This is a genomic window from Bordetella genomosp. 10 (assembly GCF_002261225.1).
Lineage (GTDB): Bacteria > Pseudomonadota > Gammaproteobacteria > Burkholderiales > Burkholderiaceae_B > Bordetella_C.
In genome coordinates, this window is the sequence record NZ_NEVM01000005.1 from 3288348 (window position 1) to 3313422 (window position 25075).

At 69.7% G+C, this 25075-nt stretch carries 20 protein-coding genes; 10 read left to right on the forward strand and 10 right to left on the reverse strand.

The window, feature by feature from the left end:
* Positions 1-78 precede the first annotated feature (78 nt).
* Complete coding sequence (locus CAL29_RS30755) at positions 79-990, reverse strand: amino acid ABC transporter substrate-binding protein (RefSeq protein ID WP_094856622.1); 912 nt, start codon at positions 988-990, stop codon at positions 79-81.
* Between the two features lie 147 nt (positions 991-1137).
* Between CAL29_RS30755 and CAL29_RS30760 the strand changes: the two genes are divergently transcribed.
* Complete coding sequence (locus CAL29_RS30760) at positions 1138-2076, forward strand: LysR substrate-binding domain-containing protein (RefSeq protein WP_094856623.1); 939 nt, start codon at positions 1138-1140, stop codon at positions 2074-2076.
* Between the two features lie 691 nt (positions 2077-2767).
* Here CAL29_RS30760 and CAL29_RS30765 read toward each other — a convergent pair.
* Positions 2768-3982 carry an FAD-dependent oxidoreductase gene (locus tag CAL29_RS30765; RefSeq protein WP_094856624.1) on the reverse strand — a complete coding sequence of 405 codons (1215 nt, stop codon included), beginning with the start codon at positions 3980-3982 and terminating at the stop codon, positions 2768-2770.
* A 104-nt stretch (positions 3983-4086) separates the two neighbouring features.
* Here CAL29_RS30765 and CAL29_RS30770 point away from each other — a divergent pair, with 104 nt between their 5' ends.
* Together CAL29_RS30770 and CAL29_RS30775 are read left to right on the forward strand one after the other, a co-directional pair.
* Entirely contained in the window at positions 4087-4977 is an 891-nt protein-coding gene (locus tag CAL29_RS30770; RefSeq protein WP_094856625.1) for an AraC family transcriptional regulator, read from the forward strand.
* A gap of 29 nt (positions 4978-5006) precedes the next feature.
* On the forward strand, positions 5007-6002 hold the full coding sequence (locus tag CAL29_RS30775; RefSeq protein WP_094856626.1) for an XdhC family protein: 996 nt from the start codon (positions 5007-5009) through the stop codon (positions 6000-6002).
* A gap of 50 nt (positions 6003-6052) precedes the next feature.
* Here the strand turns inward: CAL29_RS30775 and CAL29_RS30780 are convergent, their stop codons facing one another.
* Genes CAL29_RS30780 through CAL29_RS30810 form a run of 7 tightly spaced genes read right to left on the reverse strand, consistent with a single transcriptional unit; the run spans position 6053 to position 13916 of the window.
* Positions 6053-7000: an SMP-30/gluconolactonase/LRE family protein gene (locus CAL29_RS30780; RefSeq protein ID WP_218831916.1), complete on the reverse strand. Its 948-nt coding sequence runs from the start codon at positions 6998-7000 to the stop codon at positions 6053-6055.
* The gene (locus tag CAL29_RS30785) at positions 6984-7745 is read right to left on the reverse strand and encodes an ABC transporter ATP-binding protein (protein ID WP_179284239.1); all 762 of its coding nucleotides are present in this window, start codon (positions 7743-7745) and stop codon (positions 6984-6986) included. The genes CAL29_RS30780 and CAL29_RS30785 overlap by 17 nt, the downstream gene beginning before the upstream one ends.
* Positions 7726-9588, reverse strand: a complete 1863-nt coding sequence (locus CAL29_RS30790; RefSeq protein WP_218831917.1) for a branched-chain amino acid ABC transporter ATP-binding protein/permease — start codon at positions 9586-9588, stop codon at positions 7726-7728. The genes CAL29_RS30785 and CAL29_RS30790 overlap by 20 nt, the downstream gene beginning before the upstream one ends.
* Entirely contained in the window at positions 9588-10445 is an 858-nt protein-coding gene (locus tag CAL29_RS30795) for a branched-chain amino acid ABC transporter permease (RefSeq protein WP_094856629.1), read from the reverse strand. Before CAL29_RS30795 ends, CAL29_RS30790 begins: the two co-directional genes overlap by 1 nt.
* Before the next feature lie 13 nt (positions 10446-10458).
* Entirely contained in the window at positions 10459-11649 is a 1191-nt protein-coding gene (locus CAL29_RS30800) for an ABC transporter substrate-binding protein (protein WP_094856630.1), read from the reverse strand.
* Positions 11650-11709: 60 nt separating this feature from the next.
* Positions 11710-12801 (reverse strand): mandelate racemase/muconate lactonizing enzyme family protein, encoded by a 1092-nt coding sequence (locus tag CAL29_RS30805; protein ID WP_094856631.1) that lies wholly within the window; start codon positions 12799-12801, stop codon positions 11710-11712.
* Positions 12798-13916 (reverse strand): mandelate racemase/muconate lactonizing enzyme family protein, encoded by a 1119-nt coding sequence (locus CAL29_RS30810; protein ID WP_094856632.1) that lies wholly within the window; start codon positions 13914-13916, stop codon positions 12798-12800. The genes CAL29_RS30805 and CAL29_RS30810 overlap by 4 nt, the downstream gene beginning before the upstream one ends.
* 370 nt (positions 13917-14286) lie before the next feature.
* Here CAL29_RS30810 and CAL29_RS30815 point away from each other — a divergent pair, with 370 nt between their 5' ends.
* The 6 genes from CAL29_RS30815 (at position 14287) to CAL29_RS30840 (ending at position 23477) form a co-directional block, all read left to right on the forward strand.
* Positions 14287-15213: a LysR family transcriptional regulator gene (locus CAL29_RS30815; protein WP_094856633.1), complete on the forward strand. Its 927-nt coding sequence runs from the start codon at positions 14287-14289 to the stop codon at positions 15211-15213.
* Between the two features lie 136 nt (positions 15214-15349).
* Positions 15350-16873 carry an efflux transporter outer membrane subunit gene (locus CAL29_RS30820; protein WP_094856634.1) on the forward strand — a complete coding sequence of 508 codons (1524 nt, stop codon included), beginning with the start codon at positions 15350-15352 and terminating at the stop codon, positions 16871-16873.
* A 12-nt stretch (positions 16874-16885) separates the two neighbouring features.
* On the forward strand, positions 16886-18103 hold the full coding sequence (locus CAL29_RS30825; RefSeq protein WP_094856635.1) for an efflux RND transporter periplasmic adaptor subunit: 1218 nt from the start codon (positions 16886-16888) through the stop codon (positions 18101-18103).
* Complete coding sequence (locus tag CAL29_RS30830; protein WP_094856636.1) at positions 18100-21291, forward strand: efflux RND transporter permease subunit; 3192 nt, start codon at positions 18100-18102, stop codon at positions 21289-21291. Before CAL29_RS30825 ends, CAL29_RS30830 begins: the two co-directional genes overlap by 4 nt.
* A gap of 102 nt (positions 21292-21393) precedes the next feature.
* Complete coding sequence (locus CAL29_RS30835; protein ID WP_094856637.1) at positions 21394-22077, forward strand: heavy metal response regulator transcription factor; 684 nt, start codon at positions 21394-21396, stop codon at positions 22075-22077.
* Positions 22078-22085: 8 nt separating this feature from the next.
* Positions 22086-23477, forward strand: coding sequence for a heavy metal sensor histidine kinase (locus CAL29_RS30840; RefSeq protein WP_256977837.1), 1392 nt, complete (start codon positions 22086-22088; stop codon positions 23475-23477).
* Between the two features lie 80 nt (positions 23478-23557).
* On the opposite strand, the gene CAL29_RS30845 is transcribed toward CAL29_RS30840, so the two are convergent.
* Complete coding sequence (locus CAL29_RS30845; protein ID WP_094856638.1) at positions 23558-23845, reverse strand: acylphosphatase; 288 nt, start codon at positions 23843-23845, stop codon at positions 23558-23560.
* Between the two features lie 213 nt (positions 23846-24058).
* Here CAL29_RS30845 and CAL29_RS30850 point away from each other — a divergent pair, with 213 nt between their 5' ends.
* Positions 24059-24964: an alpha/beta hydrolase fold domain-containing protein gene (locus CAL29_RS30850; protein ID WP_094857014.1), complete on the forward strand. Its 906-nt coding sequence runs from the start codon at positions 24059-24061 to the stop codon at positions 24962-24964.
* Positions 24965-25075 lie beyond the last annotated feature (111 nt).

Consider the following 25075-nt stretch of genomic DNA (forward strand, 5'->3'; position numbering starts at 1 on the left):
GGTCCCGGGCCTGGGCGTCCCGCGCCGCCGTCCGCGGGACGAGGGCGCGGGGCCGTTCCGATGCCTATTTTCCGATGTTTACTCGTAGGCGGCCGGGTCGCCCGAGTCGGTGGGATGCGCCAGCGCGCGCTTGAGCGCGTCGCTCATCGGATACTTCAGGTTGATGCCGCGCGGCGGGATGGGCGAGTTGAAGTATTTCTCGTAGATCGCCGCGATCTTGCCGTTCTTCATGAGCTCGATGACGGCGTCGTCGACCACCTTCTTGAAGGCGGGATCGTCCTTGGGCTCCATGATGCCGTACGGCGCGAGCTGCAGGCCCTTGGTGCCGATGACGAAGTCGTCGGGGTTCTTGGACGAGGCCACCGAGCCGTAGGCCAGGCCGTCGTCGTTGGCCGAGCCGGCCGCGCGGCCGGACTGCACCATCAGGAAGGTCTCGCCGGTGTCCTTCGCGCCGATGACCTGGATGCCGTAGTTGTTCTTGGCGTTGATCTCCGAGATCAGGCGGAAGGTCTGGCCGCCGGCCTGGGCGGCGATGGCCTTGCCGCGGAAGGTGGCGGGGTTGTTGGGATCCACGCCGGCGTCCTTGCGCGCCATCAGCACCACTTGCGCGACGAAGGTCGTCGGCGCGAAAGACACGAGCTTGTGGCGGTCCGGCAGGTTGGTGGTGTTGCCGCACTCGAGGTCGATGGTGCCGTTGTTCAACAGCGGGATGCGGGTGGCCGAGGTGGTCGGGTTGTAGCGCACCTCCAGCTTGGGCAGCTTGAGCGCGGCTTGCACCGCCTTGGCGACTTCCTGGCAGATTTCGACGGTGTAGCCGATCGGCTTCTGCGACGCGTCCAGGTAGGCGAACGGCACCGAGGATTCGGGATGGCCGATGACGATGGCGCCGGTTTCCCGGATCTTGTCCAGGCGGCCGGCGCCTTCGGCGTGGGCGGTAGTGGTAGCGGCGGCGGACAGCAGCGCGGCCGCGAGCGTGGCGATGGTTTTCAAGCGTTCCCCCTTCTATCGCATGGCGCCTCGCGGCGCTGCATGCCGGATCGTGATGCCGGACTCGTAGTGGCCCGGATGGCAAAAAGTATGTCCTACCTGTACTGTTTTTCCCAATTCCACTTTTGTATTGCTCTATACGGGACTGGTATGACGATCCCACGCTTGGGCCTGCGCCAGATCGAGGCCTTCCGGGCCATCATGGTGTCCGGGTCGATGACGGCGGCGGCCCGCCGCATGCACACTTCGCAGCCGCAGATCAGCCGGCTGATCGCGCAACTGGAGGCGATCACGCAGTTTCCGCTGTTCGAACGCAATGGCAGCCGGTTGACGCCGACGCTGGACGGGTCGCGCTTTTTCAACGAAGTGGAGAAGACCTTCATCGGCCTGGCGGGACTGGAATCGGCTGCCGCCAGCATCCGTTCGTTCTCGGCCGGCCGTCTCAGCGTGGCGGCGATGCCGCGCCTGGCCGGCGGCCTGCTGGCGCGCATCGTGGCGCGTTTCAAGGCGCAGTACCCGGACGTGATGGTGTCCATCCAATCGGGCAATGCCGGCACGGTCCACGACTGGGTCAGCTCCGGCTTTTGCGAAACGGGACTGGCGATGCTTTATAGCGACGCGCCGGGCGTGCAGGTGGAACCCGTGATCACCACGCGCTGCGTGGCGGTGCTGCCGCGCGGCCATCGCCTGGCGCGGCTGAAACGGCTCAAGCCCGCCGATTTCGCCGGCGAGTCCTTCATCTCCTTTCCCATGGGCAGCGCCTTGCGCGAGCGCATCGACGGCATCTTCCACGCGGCCAAGGTGGAACGCCGCATCGTGGCCGAGGCCGGCCTGGGCGCCTCGATCTGCGCGCTGGTGGCCGCCGGCCTGGGCGTCAGCCTGATCAACCCGGTGGCGGCGGTCGAGGAGAAACTGGAAGGGGAGATCGAAGTGCGGCCGTTCTCGCCGGCGGTGCCGGTGATCATCGGGCTGCTGTATCCGCCGTATCACAACCGCACGCGGCTGGTGAACGTCTTCGCGGAACTGGCGCGCGACGTCATGCGGGAGGAACTGGCGGCGTTCGACGACGGCGCCGCGCGCCGGAAATAGGGCTCGGCCCCGTGGGGACGGGGCCGAGGTACTGCACCGGGAGGACTTCTGGAACTGCGGCCCCGCCTCCCGCCGGGGCAACCGCCTGGATTCAGCGGGTCCAGGCGGCCGGACTACGTGATCGGCTCGATCGCCCTGATCCGGCCTTCGGTATGGTTCACGCCTGGCCGCGAAATACGCGCAGTGAAAGCAGTGGGGAGATGGCGTTCCCGGGCCGGCGGCGCTGGCGCGCGCCGTGCGGGAAGAGACTGCGCGATGCGCGGAGGGAACCATGGCCCCGCACAAGGGGGGCAGCGGGGCCATGGGGTACTGCACACTACGGGCACTTCGTACTGCGGATGCTTCACTTCGCACTACTTCGACTACAGGTACAGCAACTACAAGTACAGCAACTAGCGATACTGCAACTACAGGTACTGCGGGTACTACGGCAACTACGGGTACTGCGACTACGCACTGTGAGCGGAACCTCGCCGAGTCCGTCCGGCGGGGCCGTGTTGTTCTCGTTGAATGAAATTCTGCGCTTCCAGGAATTAGGGATAAACCCGAAATCCCTCAAATCACTTTTCCATAATCCGGCGCAATGAGGTGGGTTTTACGGAAAAACCATTAAATCCATAATGATGTTCAATCATTGCGGCCTTCGACTCAAATCGCGCCGTGGCTTGCCGATGCGCAAGCGTCCATGCCGCTATGCGAGCAGGCGCTGCGTCCCCGCCAGCGACGTGCGCAGCGCGGCCCGCCCCCGCGACCGTAGATCGTCTTCATAGGCCTGCACGGCGGGTCGCAGACCGGCCGGGCCGCGCACGGCGGCCAGCGATGCCGCCAGGCTGGCGGCGTCCGCCAGGGCGGTATTCGCGCCCAGGCCTCCGGCCGGGCTCATGGCGTGGATGGCATCGCCCAGGAAGGTCACCGGCCACGCGGGCCACTCGGGCACCGTGTCGGGCATCCGCACCGCGCGCTGGCTCAGCGATTGCGGATCCGCCAGGTCCAGCACGCGCCGCAGCGAAGGATGCCAATCGCGCACGGCGTGCCGCAGCCCCGCCAGCCACGCCGCGGGGTCGGGGTGGTCCTCCAGCGCGGGAGAGCCCAGCGCATGCGGACGGCCGAGAAACGCCCAATACAGGTAATCGTCCTGCGGGCTCAATGCGCATCCCGGCGCGAGGCGTTCGGCGAGCGCCGGCAGGGGCTGGGCGAAGCGCATGGGTTCGACGATCAGGGACAGGCCCGACGCGAATACCACGGTCGCGCCTTCCAGCAGGGGCGCGTCGAGCGCGGCCTGCCGCGCCGGGTCCAGCGGTGTCCTGCCGTAGACGATATATGCGCCCAGATAGTGGGCGGTGGCGTGCGGCAGCAGGGTCTGGCGCAATGGCGACGCCGCGCCGTCGGCGGCGACGACCAGGTCGTAGGCGTGGCGCTGGCCTTCGGCCGTTATCAACGTGCCCGCCGCCGCGGCCGGCGCGGCGGAGACGTCCACCGCCACGACAGGCTGGCCGTAGCGGATCCGCGCCCGCAGGCCGTCGCTCAGGATTTCGCGCAGCGTCTGGCGATGCACGGCGAGATCCCCGTCCTGGGTCGCGGTCGCGGCGTCGGCGGCCCCGGTGGCGCGCCAGTTGTCGGGGCGCCGCTCGCCGCGCGGCGCCAGGTCCGGGCCGATCCAGCGCGGCGCGCCGTGGGCCTGCGTGGCGCTGTGGCGGAACAGGGCATAGCGGTCCGGCGCCAGGCATGCGGCCAGGGCGCGTTGGCCGTCGGCGTCGATGCGCAGCCGATAGCCTTGGGCGCGGGTATGCATGCCGGCGTCGCGCTCGAAGACGTCGGCCTCGATGCCGGCGCGCGCGAGGCCCTGGGCCAGGCATAATCCGCCCAGGCCGGCGCCCGCGATGCCGATGCGCATGGGGTGCTTCATGAAAACGACTCCTGTCAGGCGATAAGGGAGGGCCGGCTGCCGATGCGGCAAGCCACGGCGACCGGCGCTGCTCCATTGTTCGGCCCGATGACGAAGGCGAGGTAATGACGCGAAGCCAACAAATACTGGAATCTGTCCAATCGGCGTCGATCGCGGCCACCGGCGCCGACGACGCCAGCGAGTGGCTGGACGGCCCTGCCGTGATCGCCCAGGCCGGCGACGATGACGCCGGCAGCCAGTACCGTCTCGGCAGCCGCGAATACCCCTGGCACCGCCATGTGCGCGGCCAGGTTGCCTGCGTTGAAACCGGCATGGCGCAGATCCGCACCCAGGCGGGCGCCTGGCTGCTGCCGCCGGGACGCGCCTGCTGGATTCCGGCGGGCACGCTGCATCAGGGGCGCGTGCGCGACGCCGCGACCGGCTGGAGCCTGCTGATCACGCCCCGCGCGGCGCGCCGGCTGCCGGCCGAGCCCTGCGTCATCGGCATCTCCGAGCTGTTGAGCAGCCTGGTGCGCCGCGCGCAGGCCTGGGATGCGCGGCGGCCCCTGACGCCCGCGCAGGCACGCATCGCGCGGGTGATCCTGGACGAACTGTGCGCCGCGCCGCATGAGGCCCTGCACCTGCCCATGCCCGCCAGCGAGCGCCTGGCGACCCTGGCGCGGGCCTTGATGGACGAGCCGGGCGACCGCCGCACGCTGGAGGCCTGGGCCGCGACCCTGGCCATGTCCGCGAGCACCTTGCGCCGGCGCGTGAGCGCGGAAACGGGCATGACCTTCGGCCGCTGGCGCCAGCAGATCCAGTTGGTCCATGCGCTGGAGCGGCTGGTCAACGGCGCCAGCGTGGCGGACGTGGCGCACGCCCTCGGGTATGCCACGCCCAGCAATTTCATCGCGATGTTCCGCCAGGCCTTCGGCGCCACGCCGGCGCGCTATGCCACTTCCCATCGACGCACCGCGCCGGCTCCGGTAAAGTGCATGGATAATCGCGCGCGGTAGCGGCGGGCGGCAAGGAGCGACACAGCATCATGGATTCGCTGGACATGGAGGTCTTGCGCCAGGCGCGCGACTGGGTCGCCGCCGGTCATCGGGCGCATCTGCTGACGGTGGCGCAGACCTGGGGGTCGGCGCCGCGGCAGGCGGGAGCGCTGGCGGTCTTGCGCGGCGACGGGCAATTGATCGGCTCGGTCTCCGGCGGCTGCGTCGAGGACGACCTGATCGATCGGGCGCGCCGCCAGGGCTTGCCCGACCGGCCCGAACGCATCACCTACGGCGTTACCGCCGACGAGGCGGCGCGTTTCGGCCTGCCCTGCGGCGGCACCCTGCGCCTGGTGGTCGAACCGCTGCACGACACCACGTGGCTGGACCCGGTGCTGGCGGCCATCGGCCGGCATGAGTTGACCCTGCGCACGGTGGACATGCAGACGGGCGCCTGTAGCCTCGCGCCCGCCGGTCCGCTCGACGGCCCGGACTTCGACGGCCGCGCGCTGCGCGCCGTCTACGGCCCGCGCTGGCGCCTGCTCATCATCGGCGCGAACCAGACGGCCCGCGCGTTGTGCGACATCGCCGCCAGTCTCGATTTCCACGTGCTGGTCTGCGATCCGCGCGAAGAGTACCGGACTGGTTGGGATGCCCACGGCGCGACGCTGCTGACCAGCATGCCCGACGATGCGGTGGGCGAGATCGGCACCGACGAACGCACCGCCATCGTGGCCCTGACCCACGATCCCAAGCTCGACGACATGGTGCTGCTGGAAGCCTTGAAATCGCCGGCCTTCTACGTCGGCGCGCTGGGCTCCGAGGCCAGCCAGGCCAGGCGCCGCGAACGCCTGCGCCTGTTCGACCTGGGCGACGAGGAAATCGCCCGCCTGCACGGCCCCGTCGGCCTGCGCATCGCCAGCCGCACGCCGGCCGAGATCGCTGTGGCCATCGCCGCCGAACTCATCTGGGTGCGCAACACCCTCGGCGGCGCGGCCGCCTGCGCGCCCCGGCTTCCGGACGCGGCCAGCCAGCGCCAGCGCTAGGCGGACCGGCCGGCGCTCCCCGGCGACGTCGATGCGACGGCGGGGCGACGTCAGCGCGCGGGCGGCAGCGCCCCCTGCGTGTTCACGTACAGCGCATACAGCGATTTGCCCGCCGCCATGAACAGGCGGTTGCGGTTCAGTCCGCCGAAGCAGAGATTGGCGCAGCGTTCGGGCAGGTGGATGTGGCCGATGCGCTGGCCGTCCGGCGCGAAGATGGCGACGCCGTCGAGTTCTTCCGAGCCCATGCCCCAGCCGCACCAGAGGTTGCCGTCGGTGTCGCAGCGGATGCCGTCCGACGTGCCCGGACCGCAGTCGATGAAGGTGCGGCCCAGGCCCAGCCCGCGGCCGTCGGCGCTGACCTCGTGCACGGTAATCAGGCGGTTGGGCTGGGCGCGCGACTGGACCAGGTAGAGCAATTTCTCGTCCGGCGAAAAACACAGCCCGTTGGGACCGTGCGCGGTTTCGTCGACCACGCTCAGCGCGCCGCTGCCGGGATCGAGCCGGTACACGCAGGCCGGCAGCTCCTGCGGGGCGCGCTTGCCTTCGTACCAGCCGCCCAGGCCGAACGGCGGGTCCGTGAACCAGATCGAACCGTCGGATTTCACCACCACGTCGTTGGGCGAATTCAGGGGCTTGCCGTCGTAGCGGTCGGCCAGCACGGTGATGCTGCCGTCGTATTCCGTGCGGGTGACGCGCCGGCCTTCGTGCTCACAGGTGATCAGGCGGCCTTGCAGGTCGCGCGTGTTGCCGTTGGCGTTGCGCGAGGGCTGGCGGAAGACGCTGAACTGGCCGGTGGGTTCGTCCCAGCGCATGATGCGGTCGTTGGGAATGTCGCTGACCAGCAGGTAGCGGCCGTCGCCGAACCACACCGGGCCCTCGCCCCAGCGCAGGCCGTCGCCCAGTTTCTCCACGGCGGCGTTGAAATGCACGTAGCGCGCGAAGCGGGGATCGATGATTTCGATGCGGGGATCGGGATAACGCTCACTGGTTTGCCACACGGCCGTGTTCTCCAAAATAGGCCCGCTCCAGCCGCGCCGGCAGGTCGGCCTCGCCGGCGCCGGCCTGCATGGCGATGCGGCCCTGCGCCAGGGCATAGACGCGATCGGCCAGGGCCAATGCCTTTTCCACCAATTGCTCCACCAGCACGATGGCCGTGCCGCGTTCGCGCAACTGTCCGGCGACGGCCAGCACCCGGTCGACCAGCACCGGCGACAGACCGGCGGACGGTTCGTCGAGGATCAGCAGGCGGGGCCGTTTCACCAGGCCCTGCGCGACCACCAGCATCTGCTGCTGGCCGCCGCTCAGGGCGCCGGCGCGCTCGTGGCGCTTGGCCGCGATTTCGGGGAAGAAGTCCAGGGCCTCCTCGACGCGCGTCCGGCGTTCCGCCCGCGGGGCATCGTAGCCCGCCAGCATGAGGTTGTCGATCACGCTCTGCTGCGTGAAGACGCGATGGCCCTCGATCACGTGCACCAGGCCGGCGCGCGCCGCGGCGCGCGGCGTGGCGCGGCTGAGGTCCGCGCCGTCGAAGGTCACGCTGCCGGCCGTCGGCGGCAGCAGGCCCGATATCGCGCGCATCAAGGTGCTCTTGCCCGCGCCGTTGGGCCCGAGGATGGCGACGATCTCGCCCGCGCCCACCTCCAGGTCTATGCCGTGCAGGATGCCGATCTTGCCGTAGCCCGCGTCCAGCCCGCGCACGGCCAGCAAGGGCGCGCGGGGCGTCGTTTCAGCCGCCGAGGTAAGCACTGACCACCTCCTTGTGTTCGCGCACCTGCGCCGGCGTGCCGTCGGCCAGCACGCGGCCCAGGTTCAGCACGGTGACGTGGTCGCAGATATCGAAGATCAGGTCGGCATGGTGCTCCACCAGCAGCACGCCGGTGCCATGCCGGCTGATGTGCCGGATCAGCTCGCCGAGCTGGCGGATTTCCTCGGCGGCCAGGCCGGCCGCGGGTTCGTCCAGCAGCAGGAAGGCCGGCCGCAGCACCAGCGCCCGGGCGATCTCCAGGAAACGCAGCTCGCTGTGCTGCAGGCGGTCGGCGCGGACGTCCGCCAGCGCCTCCAGGCCGACGGCCTGCAAGGCATCGCGCGCGGCCTGGCGCAACGCCGTTTCGTCGCGACGATGGCGCGGCAGGCGCAGCAGGGTTTCGACGAAGGACGCGCGGCCTTGCAGCGTGCCGCCGATCATGACGTTTTCCAGTACCGAGGCCTCGCCGATGATGCGCGGCGTCTGGTAGGTGCGGGCGATGCCGCACGGCGCGCGCAGCAGGGGCCGGCCGGCGGGCAAGGGCGCGCCGGCCAGCCGCAGCGTGCCGGACTGCGGCTGGTAGTAGCCGGAGATCACGTTCAGCGTGGTGGTCTTGCCGCTGCCGTTGGGGCCGATCAGGCCATGGACCTGGCCCGGCGCGATGGCCAGCGCGAGCCCATCGATGGCGCGCACGCCGCCGAAGGCGAGCACGATGTCGCGCAGCACGATGCCCTCGCCGCCGCTGTCGTTGCCTTTCCCGGCTTGCCCCAGCAGGCGGTCCAGCGGCGCCGCGTCCGGCACGATGCGGCGGTTGGCCGGCAAGGGCCGCCGGTTGCGGAAGTCCAGCAGCGCGGCGATGCCGCCCGGCGCCGCCAGCACGATGACCAGCAGCATCAGCGCGTAGAGGAAATTGGACCAGGCGGCCAGCGGCGCCGCCAGTTCCGGCAGCACGGTCAGGATGATGGTGCCCAGCAAGGGGCCCAGGATCGAGCCGCGGCCGCCGATCAGGATGGCGATGAAGAACAGCACCGACAGTTCGAAGGTGAAGGCGTCGGGGGTGATGTAGGTCTGGAGCGAGGCGAACAGGCCGCCCGCGATCGCGGCCAGCACCCCGGCGAAGACGAAGATCAGCGCCAGCAGGCGCACCTTGGAGATGCCGCTGGCCTCGGCCGCGACCTCGGCGTCGCGTATCGCGATCAGGCCCCTGCCGTAGCGGCTGCGCGCGATGTTGGCGGTCAGCAGCGTGCACAGCACGGCCAGGCCCAGGCAGAGGTAGAACAAGCCGGCTTCGCTGTCGAACGGCGCGGGCATGGCCGGCCCGGACAGGCCGATGCCGCCGCCGGTGACGTCCTGCCAGGCAAGCGCGATCTGCGTCACGATGGTGGCGAAGCCCAGCGTGGCCATGGCGAAGTAGAAGGTGCGCAGCCGCAGCGCCGGCAGGCCGACCACCAGGCCGAAGACGCCGCCGCCGATGCCGGCGCAGACCAGCGCGAGGAAGGGCGGCACGGCGGGCAGCACGTTGCCGGCGGCCAGCACGCTGGTGATGTAGGCGCCCAGCGTCAGCAAGGCCACGTAGCCGATGGCCAGTTGCCCGGCGTAGCCGACGATGAGGTTCAGGCCCGATACCAGGATCCAGTAGATGGCCGCGCGCGTGGCGATGACGGTCCAGTAGTTGTTGCCCGCCAGCGGCAGCAGCGCGGCCAGCGCGAAGATGGCCAGGAAGGGCCAGGCCTTGCGCCAGTCGCCGCCGTCGCGCCGCGCGCTGCCCGCGCGTGCCGGCGGCGGTCCCGCGTGTCCCGTCATCGCCAGCGGCCGGCGCGTGTGCAGTTCGCTATCCACCCCCATCAGACCCTCCGCGCGGTGGCGCTGCCGAACAGGCCTTGCGGCACGGCCAGCAGCACGACGATGAACAGGACGAAGACGGCGATCGACGAGAACACGCCGCCCACCGTGAAGTTCGCCGCCTGCTGGAACAGTCCCAGCGCCAGGCCGCCCAGCAGCGCGCCGCGGTTATTGCCCAGGCCGCCCAGCGCCACTGGCACGAAGCCGTAGAAATTGAGCAGCGTGCCGTTGGCGAAGAAAGCCAGCATCAGTTGTCCGCTGGCGAAGCCGGCGATGCCGCCGATCGCCGCCGCCAGCACGTAGCTCCATACGCGCAGCCGCCGTTCGGGCAGGCCCAGCGCGCGCGCCGCGAAGTTGTCCTCCGCCACCGCCAGGAAGGCCATGCCGACCAGGGTGCGGCGGTAGAGGTATTCCAGGCCCAGCACCACCAGCGCGCAGGCGGCCACCGGCAGCCAGAACTTCTCGTCCGCCAGGCCGCTGCCCAGGTTGAACAGGCGCGGGAAAGGCTGCGGCTCGGTGCCCCATTCGATGGCGGTGACCTGCTGGATCATCAAGGCCAGGGCCAGCGTCGAGAGCACGTACAAATGCTGGTCCAGGCTCTTGAGCACCGGCCTGACGGCCACCAGTTCGGTCACCACCCCCACCGCCGCGCAGCCCAGCAGGGTCGCGATGAAGCCCAGCCAGGGCGGCAGGCCCAGCTTGAGCATGAACAGCGAGCCCAGCACGCCGCCCAGCATGCCGAGCTGGCCGGCGGTGAAGCTCATCACGCGCGAGGTGGAGAACATGGTGTTGTAGGTGATGCCGATGAGCGCGTACACCGCGCCCATCGCCAAGCCCGAAGCGATTATGGAACCGAACATCGCCGTCTCCGCGTCAGACGTAGCCCGGCGCCAGCAGGAAGGTGCCGTGCCTGGCCGAGTTGGCCGCCGACATCACCACGTCGGCGGTGGGATAGCCGTTGTGCTGCGTGGGCGAGTAGGTGTAGTCGCCGAAATAGCCGGGATAGGGATGCAAGGTATTCCAGTAGGCGATGATCTCCTTGGACGAGCCCGCGCCCTCCTGCACCGCCTTCGCCACCATGTTGACGGCGTCGTAGCCGGCCGTCACCCACCAGAACAGCGTGTCCTCCAGGTTGACCTTGCCCTGCACCTTGTCGACGAATTCCTGCGAGCGCGGCGGCAGCTTGCCGTCGGCGCCGTAGCTGCAACTGCGATAGCCGACCGCGTAGACCTTGTCCCAGTTCTGCGGCTTGGCCAGCAGGCCGCGGATCTCGCCGGACGCCATCGACGGGTGGCCGGCGAAATTGACGTCCCAGTTCATTTCCGCGCGAGTGTTGAACAGGCGCGCTTCCATGCCGGTGGAGACGCTCCAGATGACGATGACCTCGGCGCCCGCGTTGCGCGCGCGCGTCATGTCCGGCGTCATGTCGGTCTGGGTGGCGTCGATGTTGTTGCTGTAGACCACGTCCGCGCCGTCGCGCTTGAAGTTGGCCACGCAGGCCTTGAGCGCGGTGACGCCGTAGCCCGTGGTGTCGCCGATGACGGCGATCTTCTTCACCTTCAGCACCTTCAGGCAATATCCGCGTGCGGCGTCGTCCCACTGCTCGTTGGACGGCGCGATGCGGAAGGCGTTGGGAAACTTCTTGGTGTCGATCAGGCTGTCGACCACGCAGGGATGGATGTTGGGAATGCCGGCGCGCGCCATGATGGGCGTGACCGCGAGCGACTCGCCGGAGTTGGTCGGCCCCCAGATGGCGTGCACCTTCTGCGAGTTGATCATCTCCTGGGTGGCGTTGACGGCCTTGGTGGGATCGCCCTGCGTGTCGCGCGTGATGATCTCGACCTTGCGGCCCTTGACGCCGCCGGCCGCGTTCAAGGTGTCGGCGGCGAACTTGACGCCGCGGTCGAAGCCCACGCCCGGCGCGGAGCTGGGCCCGGTCAGCGCGGCCAGCCAGCCGATGCGCAGGGGTTCGGCGGCGGCGCGCGCATAGCGCGGCGCGCCGATGATGGCGGCGCCGGCGAGGGTGCTGGTTCCGAGGACGAAGTTGCGGCGCGTCAGGCTCATGGCGGTTTCCTTGGTGTGGGCGTGGTTGGCTTATCGTTGTTGGTTTCTTCTGGTCGGCGCTCAGCGCGCCGCCTGCTCCAGCGCGGCGATGCGCTGCTCGTCGAACGCGTGGCCCCAGCCCGGCCGTTCCGGCACCAGCGCCATGCCGTCGGCGAATTCCAGGGGCTCCCGGTACAGCGCCGAGAACCAGGGCATGTATTCCAGGAACACCGCGTTCGACAGCGCGCCCAGCACCTGCAGGCTGGTCTCGGGAAACAGGTGGCTGGATACGGGGACGTCGTAGCTTTCGGCCATGTGGCCGACGCGCATGAATTCGCTGACGCCGCCCACGCGTTGCAGGTCCGGCATCAACACGTCGGCGCTGCGCAGGGTCAGCATGTCGCGGAAGCCGTAGCGCGTGTATTCGGTTTCGCCGCTGGCGATGGGCGTGTCCAGCGCCGCCGCCACGCGCGCCAGGCCCTGGAGGTCCCAGGCCGGCAGCGGCTCCTCGAACCACGTCAGGTCGTGCTCTTCAAGCAGGCGGCCCAGGCGTATCGCCTGCGCTTCGTTCAGGCCCTGGTTGGCGTCGGCCATCAGCTTGACGCCGGGACCGATGGCGGCGCGCACGGCCCGCACCCGTTCGGCGTCCTGGCGCGGGTCCGGCATGCCCAGGCGCATCTTCACGGCGCGAAAGCCCTGCGCCACCATGTCCTGCGCTTCGCGCGCGAGGGTGTCGATATCGCGGTCCAGCCACAAACCGCCGCTGTGGTACGCGGGCACGCGATCGCGCGCGCCGCCCAGCAGGCGGTAGAGGGGCAGGCCCGCGGCCTTGCCGGCGATGTCCCACAAGGCCCCGTCCAGGGCCGAGATGCCCATCACCGTGACGCCCTTGTGGCCGAAGAAATTGATGTCCTTCCAGGCGCGCGCCCAGAAGCCGGCGATGTGGCCCGCGTCCTGCCCGACCAGGAGGTCGGCCAGCTCGTCCACCATCTGGCGCAGCACGCGGGTGCGGCGATCGTTCAAGGCGAACACCAGGTTCTCGCCGACGATGCCGGCATCGGTGTGCACGTAGACCAGCACGCAGCCGCAGGCGTGCAGGCTTCCCAGCGCGCTGCCTATCGGCTGCTCGAAGGGCAGGCGCACGACGCGGGTGCGGACTTCGGTGACTTTCATGGGCGGGCTCCGCGGGTGACGTTGGGCTGGCCGACGCGATAGCGCGCCAGCACATCGGGATCGGGATCGCAGCCCAGGCCGGGCCCTTGCGGCACGGACACCATGCCGTCGCGCGTGCGCACCCAGGGGTCGAAGGGATTGGCTTCCATGTCCAGCCACAGGACCTCGATCAAGGGGCGTTGCGGCAGCGCGGCGGCGATGTGCAGCGTGGCGATGAAGCCGGGGCCGAAGTACGGGCAGTGCGGCACGGTCTGCACGCCGTGCGCCTGGCACAGCGTGGCCACCTTCATGGCTTCGCCGATGCCGCCCAGCTTGGTCACGCTGGGTTGCGCGATGTCCAGCGCGCCGGCTTCCAGCAGGGTCTTGAAGCCGGCCGGGCCCGCCACGTTCTCGCCCGCCGCGATGGGGATGCCGCGCGCGCGGACGCGGGCCAGGCCGCCGGCGTCTTCCGGCGGCCACACCGGTTCCTCCAGCCAATAGAGTCCGTCGTCGCGCATGGCGTCGGCCATGCGCAGCGCGGTGGGCACGTCCCAGGCGCAATTGGTGTCCAGCATGACGGCGGCGCCGTCGGCCGCCCGCAGGGAGGCGCGCACGGCTTCGTGCGTCACCTCGTGCAGCTTTATGTGGCGATAGCCGCGCTCGACGGCGGCGGCGGTGTTGCGCGCCACCAGTCCGCAATCGGTGTAGTTCAACAGGCTGGCGTAGGCCGGCAGTTCGGCGCAGGGCGCCGCGCCGAGCAGGCGGTGCACGGGCATGCCGGCGCGCTTGCCCAGCAGGTCCCACAGGGCGATCTCGATGCCGGACCAGGCATAGACGTAGCAGCCGTTGCGGCCCAGCAGATGGGTGGCGTGCAGGACCTGGCGGGTGAGGCCGGCGATGTCGCCGGCATCGCGGCCGATGGCCAGCGGCGCGACGATGGTGTCGAGGGCGGCGCGCGTGGCGGGTATGGCCGCGTGGCCGAAGGCCTCGCCCCAGCCGACCAGGCCGTCCTCGGTCTCGACCCGCACCAGCAGGATATCCAGCTTGTCCCACAAGGCGCCGGCAAAGCGCTGATAAGGCCCGCCCATGTCGAAGGGCAGGGACACGACATCGGATGCGACGGATACGATCTTCATCCGCCGCACCGTTCAAGCTGCGCCATGACGTCTCCTCCTGGCGGTCTTGGATGAGGCAGCCCGCGGAGCGCTGTGCCGCGCCTTGCCGGTGGGCCGTCCTGGTGCGCGTATCCCCGCGGCGGCCTGCGTCCGCTTAAGGATTCGACTGGACGAGAATAGGTAGCCGGCAAAATAAAATCAATTGAGTCCACCTAATTTCCACATAAGGTGTTCTTATATCCATTGGCCCTGGCTCAGGGCCGGGCCATCCGCCCCCGGCCGCTCCGGCGACGGCGGACGCGTCCCGGCGCCGCCGGGCCGGAATAGAAGAAGCACAGGCGGTCCCGCGCCGGACGCGGGGCCTCACTTGGATGCATACAAGGAGCGAGACATGGCGCTTACCGTACGCCAGTTGGAGGTCATCCGTGCCGTCAGCCTGCACGGTTCGGTCACCGAGGCGGCCAGCGCGCTGGGCATTTCCCAACCCGCCATCAGCCTGATGCTGCGCGATTGCGCCGCGCACGCCGGCTTCCCGTTCTTCGTGCGCAAGCATGGCCGCTTGCAGGCCACGCGCGAGACCCAGGTCATCCTGGCCGAGCTCAACCGCATCTTCGACGGCATCGAGCGCGTCAACCGCTTGATGGACGACATGCGCGAGATGACGGTGGGCACGGTGCAGGTGGCCTCGGTGCCGACGCTGGCCGACAACCTCATTTCATCCACCATCGCCGCCTTCCAGAAATCGTGGCCCAACATCCAGGTGGGCGTGTTCACGCTGGACAACGTGGGCGTCTTCGAGAACGTCATACAGGAACGCGTGGACTTCGGCCTGGCCCTGTCGCCGCTGAATCATCGCGACGGCCGCGGCGTCGACGGCCGCCTGGTGGACCTCTGCACGACGGAGCTGGTCTGCGTGATGCATCCCGAATGCCCGCTGGCGCGGCTCGACGTGGTCACGCCCAAGGACCTGGCGCCCTATCCCCTGATCTCCTTCGGCAAGAGCCTGCCGCTGGGCGCCCTGGTGGAGGAAAGCTTCCAGCGCGCCGACGTGCCGCGGCGCATCGCGCTGGAGGTCACGCTGACCTCGGTGGCATGCTCGCTGGCGCGCTCGGGTGCCGGCGTGGCGATCATCGATCCCTTCCATCTGTGGAGCGAGCGCGACCACGGGGTCGTCACGCTGCCTTACGCCCCGCGCACCGAAGTGCGCGCGCAGATGGTGCTGCCCAGCAATGCGCCGCTGTCGCGTTCCGCGCGGCTGTTCGTCGACGCGCTGCGGCAGACGGCGCGCCAGCGCCAGGGGGCGCTGCAGGCGGCCTGAGCGGCGGCCGGGTCGCAACTGACAGTTTTGTCAGTTTTCCGACAGCGTGGCGTCCGTTCGCGGCGCCTACAGTGCGTGATGGCGGGGCCGGCGTCTGGCGCGGGCCTCCTTTCTTCCCCGAATCACGCGCTGCGTCATGACTACATCGTTTTGCCCGCCGCCGCGGCCGTCCGGGCGGCCCAGGATTCCCTCCAGGCCGGCCTGTACGGGCGCCGCCCTGGCCGCCATCCTGGCCTGCGTCCTGGCCCTGGCCGGCTGCGCCGCCGGCCCGGACTACGCGCGGCCGACGATGCCGGTGCCGACGGCCTACAGCGAGGCCGGCCCCTGGAAGACCGCCACGCCCGGCCGCGTCGATGCGGACGGACGCTGGTGGACGGCGTTCCAGGACCCGGTGCTCGACGGCCTCATTGCCCAGGCCAACGAGGCCAACCAGAACATCGCGCTGGCGGCCGCGCAGTACCGCCAGGCGCGCGCCGCGGCCGATGCCGCGCGGGCGGCGTTCTGGCCGACGGCGGGCATCAGCGTCAGCGGCGACCGCGCGCGCACCCTTTCCAACGGCGTCAGCCGGCTGGGCAACGCCCATGCCATCGGCCTGGACGTGAGCTGGGAGCCAGACTTGTGGGGCGCGGTGCGGCGTTCGGTCGAGGCCGGCAACGCCTCCGCCCAGGCCAGCGCCGCGCAACTGGCGGCCGCGCGCCTGAGCATCCAGGCCACCCTGGCGCAGGATTACCTGCAACTGCGCGTGACGGACCAGGAGAAAGCCCTGTACGCGCGCACGCTGGACGCCTACGAACGCGCGCTGAAACTGACCCGCAGCCAGTACGCCGCGGGCGTGGCGCTGCGTTCGGACGTGGCCCTGGCCGAGGCGACGCTGAGCACCACGCGGGCCCAGGCCATCGACCTGGAACAGCAGCGGCGCCAGTTGCAGCATGCCATCGCCATCCTCACCGGCCGCGCGCCGGCGGACTTCACGCTGCCGGAAGATCCGGCCTGGCGTCCCGCCTTGCCGCAGGCGCCGGTGGGCCTGCCCTCGGAACTGCTGGAGCGGCGGCCCGACATCGCCACCGCCGAGCGCGAGGCGGCCGCCGCCAACGCCAACATCGGCGTGGCGCGCGCGGCCTACTTCCCTTCCCTGGTGCTCAGCGCCAGCGGCGGGTTCTCGGGCGGCGGCTTCGGGCCCTGGTTCGCCACGCCCGGCCGCATCTGGTCGCTGGGCGCGGCGCTGGCCGAGACCCTGTTCGACGGCGGCCTGCGCGCGGCGCGCGACGCGCAGGCGGTGGCCGCCTACGACGCCGCGGTGGCGCAATACAAGCAGACCGTCCTGGGCGGCTTCCAGGAGGTCGAGGACAACCTCGCCACCCTGCGCGTGCTGGCCGACGAGAGCCAGGCGCAGGACCAGGCGGTGACGGCCTCGCGCCTGGCCGAACAACTGGCGCTGAGCCAATACCGCGCCGGCACCGTGACCTACCTGAACGTGGTGACGGCGCAGAACCTGACCCTGTCCAACGAACGCGGCGCGGCCCAGTTGCTGGGCCGCCAACTGGTCGCCAGCGTGGCCTTGATCAAGGCCACCGGCGGCGGCTGGAGCGCCGCGCAACTGGACGCGGCCCCCGTCGCTTCCGCCACGGCCGCGCCGGCCGGGCCAACCCAACCAGACTGAAGAGGCATCGACATGGCCAAATCTTCTTCTATCCGGCGCCGCGTGGGCGTGGCGACCGGCATCGTGGCCCTGGCGGGCCTGGGCGTCGCCTTCTGGGGCATCGGCCACGATGCCGCCGCCGATACGCCGGCGCTGCAGGCGCCGCCCGTGGTGGTGACCTCCACCGCCGTCAAGCGCGCCGACGTGCCCATCTACCTGACCGGCGTCGGCACCGTGACGCCCAACCAGTCGGTCACCATCAAGGCGCGCGTGGACGGCCAGCTCGACAAGGTCGCCTTCACCGAGGGCCAGGACGTGACCGCCGGCCAGTTGCTGGCGCAGATCGACCCGCGCACCCTACAGGCGCAGTTGGCGCAGGCGCAGGCCCAGCAGGCCAAGGACCAGGCGCAACTGGCCAACGCCAACCTGGACTTGCAGCGCTATACGCGCCTGAGCAAGGAGGACGCCACCACGCAGCAGACGCTGGATACGCAGCGCGCGCTGGTGGCGCAACTGGACGCGGCGGTGAAGACCGACGCTGCCCAGGTCGCCTACGCCAAGGTGCAACTGGGCTTCACCACCATCACCGCGCCGATCAGCGGCCGCACCGGCGCGCGGCTGGTGGACCAGGGCAACATCGTGCACGCGACCGACACGACGGGGCTGGTGGTGATCAACCAGATCGACCCCATCAGCGTGGTGTTCACGCTGCCGGAGGCCCACGTGCCGGACATCAACCAGGCCGCGGCGCACGACCGGCAGGGCCTGCCGGTCACCGCCCTGCGGCGCGACAGCGACCAGGTGCTGGGCAAGGGCCGGCTGGTGCTGGTCAACAACCAGATCGACACCGCCAGCGGCACGGTGCAGTTGAAGGCGTCCTTCCCCAATCCGGAGCACCTGCTGTGGCCGGGCCAGTACGTCAACGCGCGCCTGCGCCTGGGCACGCACGCCGGCGCGCTGACCATCCCCGCGCCGGCCGTGCAGCGCGGCCAGAACGGCACCTACGTCTACGTCATCGACGAGCATGCCATGGCGCGGATGCAGCCGGTGCACGTGGCCCTGATCCAGGACGGCGTGGCCGTCGTCGACAACGGCCTGGCCGCCGGCCAGCGCGTGGTGGTCGACGGGCAATACAAGCTCAAGCCCGGCGCGCGGACCGTGGAAAGCAAGCCCGCCGCCGCGCCCACGGCCCGCCGTGGCGGGGCCGCCGATCTGGCCATGAGCCAGGTCGCCGAGGGAGCGGGTGCATGAGTATTTCCGCGGTATTCATCAAGCGTCCGATCGGCACCTCGCTGCTGGCGCTCGCCATCCTGCTGGTGGGCGTGGCGGCGTGGCCGCTGTTGCCCGTGGCCCCGCTGCCGCAGGTGGATTTCCCCACCATCCAGGTGACGGTGAACCTGCCGGGCGGCAGTCCCGAGACCATGGCGTCCAACGTGGCGCAGCCCCTGGAGCGGCAGTTCTCCCTGATCGCCGGCCTGTCGCAGATGACCTCGACCAGCGCCCAGGGCCAGACGCAGATCACGCTGCAATTCGACCTCAACCGCAGCATCGAATCGGCGGCGGTGGACGTGCAGGCGGCCATCAACGCGTCTTCCGGGCAGTTGCCGTCCAACCTGCCCCAGCCGCCCACCTTCCGCAAGGTCAATCCGGCCGACGCGCCCATCCTGCTGCTGGCGGTGCAGTCCTCCACCCTGCCGCTGACCGAGGTCAACGACTACGCCGACAACATCCTGGCGCAGCAGATATCGCAGATCTCCGGCGTGGGCCTGGTCAACATCGCCGGCCAGCAGAAGCCGGCCGTGCGCATCCAGGTCGATCCCGATCGCCTGAAGTCGCTGAACCTCAGCCTGGAAGACCTGCGCGGCGTCATCGCCAACACCACCGTTAACCAGCCCAAGGGCACGCTGGACGGCCCCGCGCAGAGCTTCACCACCTACACCAACGACCAGTTGACCAAGGCCGCGCAGTGGAACGACATGGTGCTGGCCTATCGCAACGGCGCGCCCATCCGCGTGCGCGACGTGGGCGTGGCGGTGGACGGCCCGGAGAACAACAAGCTGGCGGCCTGGGCCTTCGCCGGCGCCGCCGCGCCCGCGGGCGAAGGCATCGTCAACGGACGTTCCATCGTGCTGCAGATCAGCAAGCAGCCGGGCGCCAACGTCATCGAGACGGTGAACGCGATCCAGGCCGCGCTGCCGCGCCTGCGCGCCGCCATTCCGCCGTCCGTGTCGGTGAATACGGTGATCGACCGCACGCAGAACATCCGCGCCTCGGTCAAGGACGTGGAGTTCACCCTGCTGCTGACCATCGCCCTGGTGGTGATGGTCATCTTCATGTTCCTGCGCAACGTGGCGGCCACGGTGATTCCCTGCATTACCGTGCCGCTGGCCATCCTGGGCACGGCGGGCGTCATGTACGTGCTCGGCTACAGCCTGGACAACCTGTCGCTGATGGCGCTGACGATCGCGGTGGGTTTCGTGGTGGACGACGCCATCGTGATGCTGGAGAACATCTACCGCCACATCGAGGACGGCATGCCGCCCTTGCAGGCGGCCTACCAGGGCGCGGGCGAAATCGGCTTCACCATCATGTCCATCTCGGTGTCGCTGATCGCCGTGTTCATCCCGCTGCTGTTGATGGGCGGCATCGTCGGCCGCCTGTTCCGCGAGTTCGCCGTCACCGTGACGCTGACCATCGTGGTGTCGGTGCTGATCTCGCTGACGCTCACGCCCATGCTGTGCTCGCGCTACCTGAAGAACCACGCGCATGGCCGCGAGCAGGGCCGCCTGGCGCGCCTGTTCGAGGCGGGTTTCGACGCCATGCTCAACGGCTACAAGCGCGGGCTGAAGGTCGTGCTGCGCCATCAGTTCATCACCCTGATGACGTTCTTCGCGACCCTGGCGGTGACGGGGCTGATGTTCGTCACCATCCCGAAGGGCTTCTTCCCGCAGCAGGATACGGGCTATATCTTCGGCTTCGCGCAGTCCTCGCAGGACTCTTCCTTCACGGCGATGAACAAGCGCATGCTGGCGCTGGCCGACGTGGTGCGCCAGGATCCGGACGTCGTCAGCTTCGGCATGAACGGCAACCAGTCGCAGTACAACACCGGCAACTTCTACATCAACCTGCGCGCCAAGGACGACGGCCGCACGGCCAGCGCCGACGAGGTGATCCGCCGCCTGCGGCCCAAGCTGGCGCAGGTCGAGGGCGTGACGCTGTACATGCAGGCCGGCCAGGACATCAACGTCGGCGGCCGCCTTTCGCGCACGCAGTACCAATACACCCTGACGGACTCCAACCTGGACGAGCTCAACGAATGGGCGCCCAAGCTGGCGACGCGCCTGTCCGAGTTGCCGCAACTGGCCGACGTGGCGTCGGACCAGCAGAACGCCGCGCCCACCGCCACGCTGGCGATCGACCGCGCGCGCGCCAGCAGCTTCGGCTTCACGCCGGCGCTGATCGACGCCACCATCTACGACGCCATCGGGCAGCGCCAGGTGGCCCAGTATTTCACCCAGCTCAACAGCTATCACGTGGTGCTGGAAGTCACGCCGGCGTTGCAGAAGGATCCCGACATCTTCAGCAAGCTGTACCTGACCTCGCCGCTGACCAACCAGCAGGTGCCCTTGTCGACCTTCGTGCGCCTGGACACGGAAAAGACCGGCTACCTGGCCATCAACCACCAGGGCCAGTTCCCCGCCGTCACGCTGTCCTTCAACCTGGCGCCCGGCGCCTCGCTGGGCCAGGCGGTGCAGGCCATCGATGGGGCCAAGGCGGAGATGGGCGTCCCCGCTACCGTGGTCGGCTCGTTCCAGGGCGCGGCGCGCGCCTTCGGCGATTCGCTGCGCACCCAGCCCTACCTGATCGCCGCGGCCCTGATCGCCGTGTACATCGTGCTGGGGCTGCTGTACGAAAGCTACATCCATCCCATCACCATCCTCTCGACGCTGCCTTCGGCGGGCCTGGGCGCCCTGCTGATCCTGCGCCTGGGCGGCTACGACCTGTCGGTAATCGCGCTGATCGGCATCATCCTGCTGATCGGCATCGTCAAGAAGAACGGCATCATGATGATCGACTTCGCCCTGCACGCCGAGCGCGAGCGCGGCCTGGCGCCGGTCGACGCCATCTACGAGGCCTGCGTGCTGCGCTTCCGTCCCATCATCATGACCACCATGTGCGCCTTGCTGGGCGGCCTGCCGCTGATGCTCAGCCACGGCCAGGGCGCCGAGCTGCGCCGGCCGCTGGGCTATGCCATGGTGGGCGGGCTGCTGGTGTCGCAACTGCTGACGCTGTTCTCGACGCCGGTGGTCTACCTGTATCTGGACCGCGCCCATTACTGGTACATGAACCGCAAGAAGGCGCGCGCCGAGCGACGCCGCGCCGCGCAGGAATCCGACGGCCAGCAGGCGCTGCCGCGCCCGGCCGCCGCGCGGGAATGACGCCGCGCGCAAAGTCCGGCGCGGCGCCGGCCGGCGGTCCGCGGGACGCGCCGGCCCCGCGCCGCGAATTACAGGTAAAGTGAGCTTCCGGAACCCGCCATCATGAAAATCCTGATCGTCGAAGACGAAGCCAAGACCGCCGACTATCTGCACAAAGGCCTGACCGAGCAGGGTTGCGCGGTGGACGTGGCCAACAACGGCATCGACGGTCGGCACCTGGCCACGGAACTGGACTACGACGTCATCGTGCTCGACGCCATGCTGCCCGGCATGGACGGCTTCGAGGTCCTGCGCGCCTTGCGCCGGACGCGGCAGACGCCGGTCATCATGCTGACCGCGCGCGACGGCCTGGACGACCGCATCAAGGGGCTGCAGGACGGCGCCGACGACTACCTGGTCAAGCCCTTTTCCTTTCTCGAACTGCTGGCGCGGTTGCAGGCGCTGACGCGGCGCGGCCGCGCGCAGGAGCCAATGCAGTTGCGCATCGGCGATCTGCAGATCGACCTGGCCAGCCGCAAGGCGCAGCGCGGCGGCGTGCGCATCGATCTGACCGCCAAGGAGTTCGCGCTGCTGGCGGTGCTGGCGCGGCGCAAGGGGGAAATCCTGTCCAAGACCGCCATCGCCGAGCTGGTGTGGGACATGAACTTCGACAGCAACGTCAACGTGGTGGAGGTGGCCATCAAGCGGCTGCGCGCCAAGATCGACGGGCCTTTCTCCACGCGCCTGCTGCACACCATCCGCGGCATGGGCTACGTGCTGGAACAACGCGAGGTCGATGCGGCGTGAAGCGTCCGGTGGCGAAACGTTCCCTGGTGAAGCGGTCGCTGACGACCCGCCTGGCGGCCATGTTCGCCCTGGTCGCGGTGGTCGCCTTCACCCTGATCGGCGCGGCGCTGTACGCCGTGCTGCATCGCGAACTGGTGCGCCAGCAGATGGACGTGCTCAACACCACGTCCGGCGAGATGATGTTCTCGCTGACGCGCATGGGGACGCCGGAGCGCTGGGCGCGCGGCATGGCCAAGATGGATACGCTGACGCCGGCCGACGGCAGCCTGCGGTTCTGGGTGGTCAGCCCGGATCCGCACTTCAGCTACGGCAGGAACGCGGCCGAACTGGCGCGCATCGCGCAACTGGACGAGGGCTACGACGAGGTCGTGCTGCCGGGCCGCGACCGTCCCATGCGCACGTTCACGCGCACCGTCGACGCGCTGGAGCAGCGGCCCCAGGTCAAGTTCGTCGTGGGCATCGCCACCGAGCCCTATCTGCACACGCTGCATACCTTCGTCATCGCGCTGGCCGGGCTGCTGCTGGCGGCGGTGCTGGTGATCATGCTGCTGTGCCAATGGATGGCGTCGGTGGGCCTGCGTCCGCTCAAGCGCCTGTCCAGCGAGGCGCAGCAGATCAGTCCCGCGCACCCGGCACAGCGGCTGCGCGCGGCCAGCCTGCCGGTGGAGCTGGACGACCTGGCGCATACCTTCAACGGCGCGCTGGACCGCCTGCAGTCCGCGTACACGCAACTGGAAGCCTTCAACGCCGACGTCGCGCATGAACTGCGCACGCCCCTGACCAACCTGATCGGGCAGACCCAGGTGGCCCTGGCGCGGCCGCGCAGCGCGCGCGAGCTGGAGGAAACGCTGCAATCGAACCTGGAAGAACTGGACCGCCTGCGCGCCATCGTCAACGACATGCTGTTCCTGGCGCGCGCGGATCGCGGCGAGGCGGCCACGGGGCTGGTCGACACCGTCGTCGCCGACGAGGTGGGCAAGACCATCGAGTTCTTCGAATTCGTGCTGGACGACCTGGGCCTGACGGTGGCCGTCGAGGGCGACACCGACGCCGTCGCGCCCATGGACCGCGCGCTGTTCCGGCGGGCGGTCACCAATCTGCTGCAGAACGCCATCCAGCACACCCGCGGCGGCACGCGCATCGTCGTGCGGCTGGAGCGCCAGGCGGGCGGCGTCAGCGTCACCGTCTCCAACCCGGGCGATCCCATCGACGCGGCGCACCTGCCGCGCCTGTTCGACCGCTTCTATCGCGTCGACGCGGCGCGCAACGACCATGGCGCCGCCCATGGCCATGGCCTTGGGCTGGCCATCGTCAAGGCGGTGGCCAGCATGCACGGCGGCAGGGTGTTCGCGTTCAGCGCCGGCGGCAGCACGGCCATCGGCTTCAACTTGCCGCAGTAGGCGGCAGGCAGCGGCAGGCAAGCAACGGCAAATAGGCAACGGCAAAAGCTGGCCGCGGACAGGCGCCCGCGGCATCGCGCCTACAACTGCTGGAAGCTCCCGTAGCGCTTGTCGACGAATTGGCGCTCGGTCTCCAGCCCGCGCACGACGGCGCCCGGCGGGCCGCGGCCCAGCCATTCGAGCATGGCGTCGACCTGCTCTGCCGTGCCCTGCACCAGGGCCTCGACCGTGCCATCCTCCAGGTTCTGGACCCAGCCCGTGGCGCCGATCATGTGGGCGCGCCGCACCGTGGACATACGGAAACCCACGCCCTGCACTTTGCCGCGGACGTGGACATGGACGGTTTCGATATGGGGTTCGCTGGCCATCGCTGTATTCGGAATGCAAAAACGGAAGACACCTGCATTCTTTCATATCCTGGCGGCGGGCGTGACCGGCGCCGGCCGCCGCGCCGGGGGATTAGTCGCCGGGCGGAAATTGTCTAGTCACTCCCGCCGGGTTTATCCCGCGCCTTGCATTACCTATGCTTGATGCATCCTCAATTCGCCCATTCTTGCTTTCCGGGCAATGGTTTTCGCATCATGTCCTGTCCCCGTCCCGGCGCCCGCGCGGGTGTCGACGCCGCCTCCGGCGGCCGCGTCCCGGCCGATCTGCCCGACCGTCCCGCGCCGGCCGTCCGCTTCTATGGCCGCCGCCGCGCCGACGGTCCCACGCCGCTGATCGTCCATTTCCACGGCGGCGCCTTCACCTCCGGTTCGCTGGACAGCGGCGGCAAGGTCGGCGCGTTGCTGGCGGGCGCCGGCGCCGTGGCGCTCTCGGTGGACTACCCGCTGGCGCCCGCCCATCCCTTTCCCGCCGCGGCCGAGGCCGGCTATGCCGTCCTGGAATGGGCGTACCGCAACCGCCGCCTGCTGGGCGGCCGCGACAGTCCGCTTTTCGTGGCCGGCGAGGAAGCCGGCGGCAACATCGCGGCCGCCGTCGCGCTGATGGCGCGCGACCGGGGCGGGCCGCCGCTCGCCGGCCAGATCCTGCTGTCGCCCATGCTGGACGCCTGCATGGGCACCGCCTCCATGCGCGAGGCCCACGCCAGCCCGCAGGCCGCCCACTGGGCCGATGGCTGGAAACAGTACCTGCCCTGTTATTGCGATGCGGGACATCCTTATGCCGCGCCCCTGGTCAATACCCGGCTGGCCGGCCTGGCGCCCATGCTGCTGCTGACCGCGCGCGGCGATCCCTTGCGCGACGAGGCGGCGCACTACGCCCGGCGCGCGCGCCAGGCGGGGGTGCGCGTCACGCACACGGTGGTGGCCGGCGCCGGCGATTGGCCCGGCGCGCTGGCCGGCGCCGCGGGCGCGCCGGCGGCATGGGATGATGAAGTTCTGGCACAAGTCTTTACGTTTCTCGTCACCCATCCGTCCGGTGCGGCATCGGCCGCGCGAACTAGTTCTTCGCCGGCCGCGGCGCGGTCCGGCGCGTGGCGAGGATGAGCTGCCCGACCATCCGCCAAACGGTTTTCGCAGGGCGGCGGGTCCATCGATGGGCGGTCGAGGAGCTGTTTCCGCTACTCCCATCGCACTAGGCGCGACGAGCGATAGTTG

Bases quoted from the DNA above. Each gene is read 5' to 3' on its own strand.
- CAL29_RS30830 (WP_094856636.1), top strand. From the start codon at position 18,100: ATGAGTATTTCCGCGGTATTCATCAAGCGTCCGATCGGCACCTCGCTG.
- CAL29_RS30805 (WP_094856631.1), bottom strand. From the start codon at position 12,801: ATGAAAGTCACCGAAGTCCGCACCCGCGTCGTGCGCCTGCCCTTCGAG.
- CAL29_RS30815 (WP_094856633.1), top strand. From the start codon at position 14,287: ATGGCGCTTACCGTACGCCAGTTGGAGGTCATCCGTGCCGTCAGCCTG.
- CAL29_RS30800 (WP_094856630.1), bottom strand. From the start codon at position 11,649: ATGAGCCTGACGCGCCGCAACTTCGTCCTCGGAACCAGCACCCTCGCC.
- CAL29_RS30775 (WP_094856626.1), top strand. From the start codon at position 5,007: ATGGATTCGCTGGACATGGAGGTCTTGCGCCAGGCGCGCGACTGGGTC.
- CAL29_RS30835 (WP_094856637.1), top strand. From the start codon at position 21,394: ATGAAAATCCTGATCGTCGAAGACGAAGCCAAGACCGCCGACTATCTG.
- CAL29_RS30845 (WP_094856638.1), bottom strand. From the start codon at position 23,845: ATGGCCAGCGAACCCCATATCGAAACCGTCCATGTCCACGTCCGCGGC.
- CAL29_RS30795 (WP_094856629.1), bottom strand. From the start codon at position 10,445: ATGTTCGGTTCCATAATCGCTTCGGGCTTGGCGATGGGCGCGGTGTAC.
- CAL29_RS30825 (WP_094856635.1), top strand. From the start codon at position 16,886: ATGGCCAAATCTTCTTCTATCCGGCGCCGCGTGGGCGTGGCGACCGGC.
- CAL29_RS30770 (WP_094856625.1), top strand. From the start codon at position 4,087: ATGACGCGAAGCCAACAAATACTGGAATCTGTCCAATCGGCGTCGATC.
- CAL29_RS30810 (WP_094856632.1), bottom strand. From the start codon at position 13,916: ATGAAGATCGTATCCGTCGCATCCGATGTCGTGTCCCTGCCCTTCGAC.
- CAL29_RS30765 (WP_094856624.1), bottom strand. From the start codon at position 3,982: ATGAAGCACCCCATGCGCATCGGCATCGCGGGCGCCGGCCTGGGCGGA.
- CAL29_RS30790 (WP_218831917.1), bottom strand. From the start codon at position 9,588: ATGGGGGTGGATAGCGAACTGCACACGCGCCGGCCGCTGGCGATGACG.
- CAL29_RS30760 (WP_094856623.1), top strand. From the start codon at position 1,138: ATGACGATCCCACGCTTGGGCCTGCGCCAGATCGAGGCCTTCCGGGCC.
- CAL29_RS30850 (WP_094857014.1), top strand. From the start codon at position 24,059: ATGTCCTGTCCCCGTCCCGGCGCCCGCGCGGGTGTCGACGCCGCCTCC.
- CAL29_RS30820 (WP_094856634.1), top strand. From the start codon at position 15,350: ATGACTACATCGTTTTGCCCGCCGCCGCGGCCGTCCGGGCGGCCCAGG.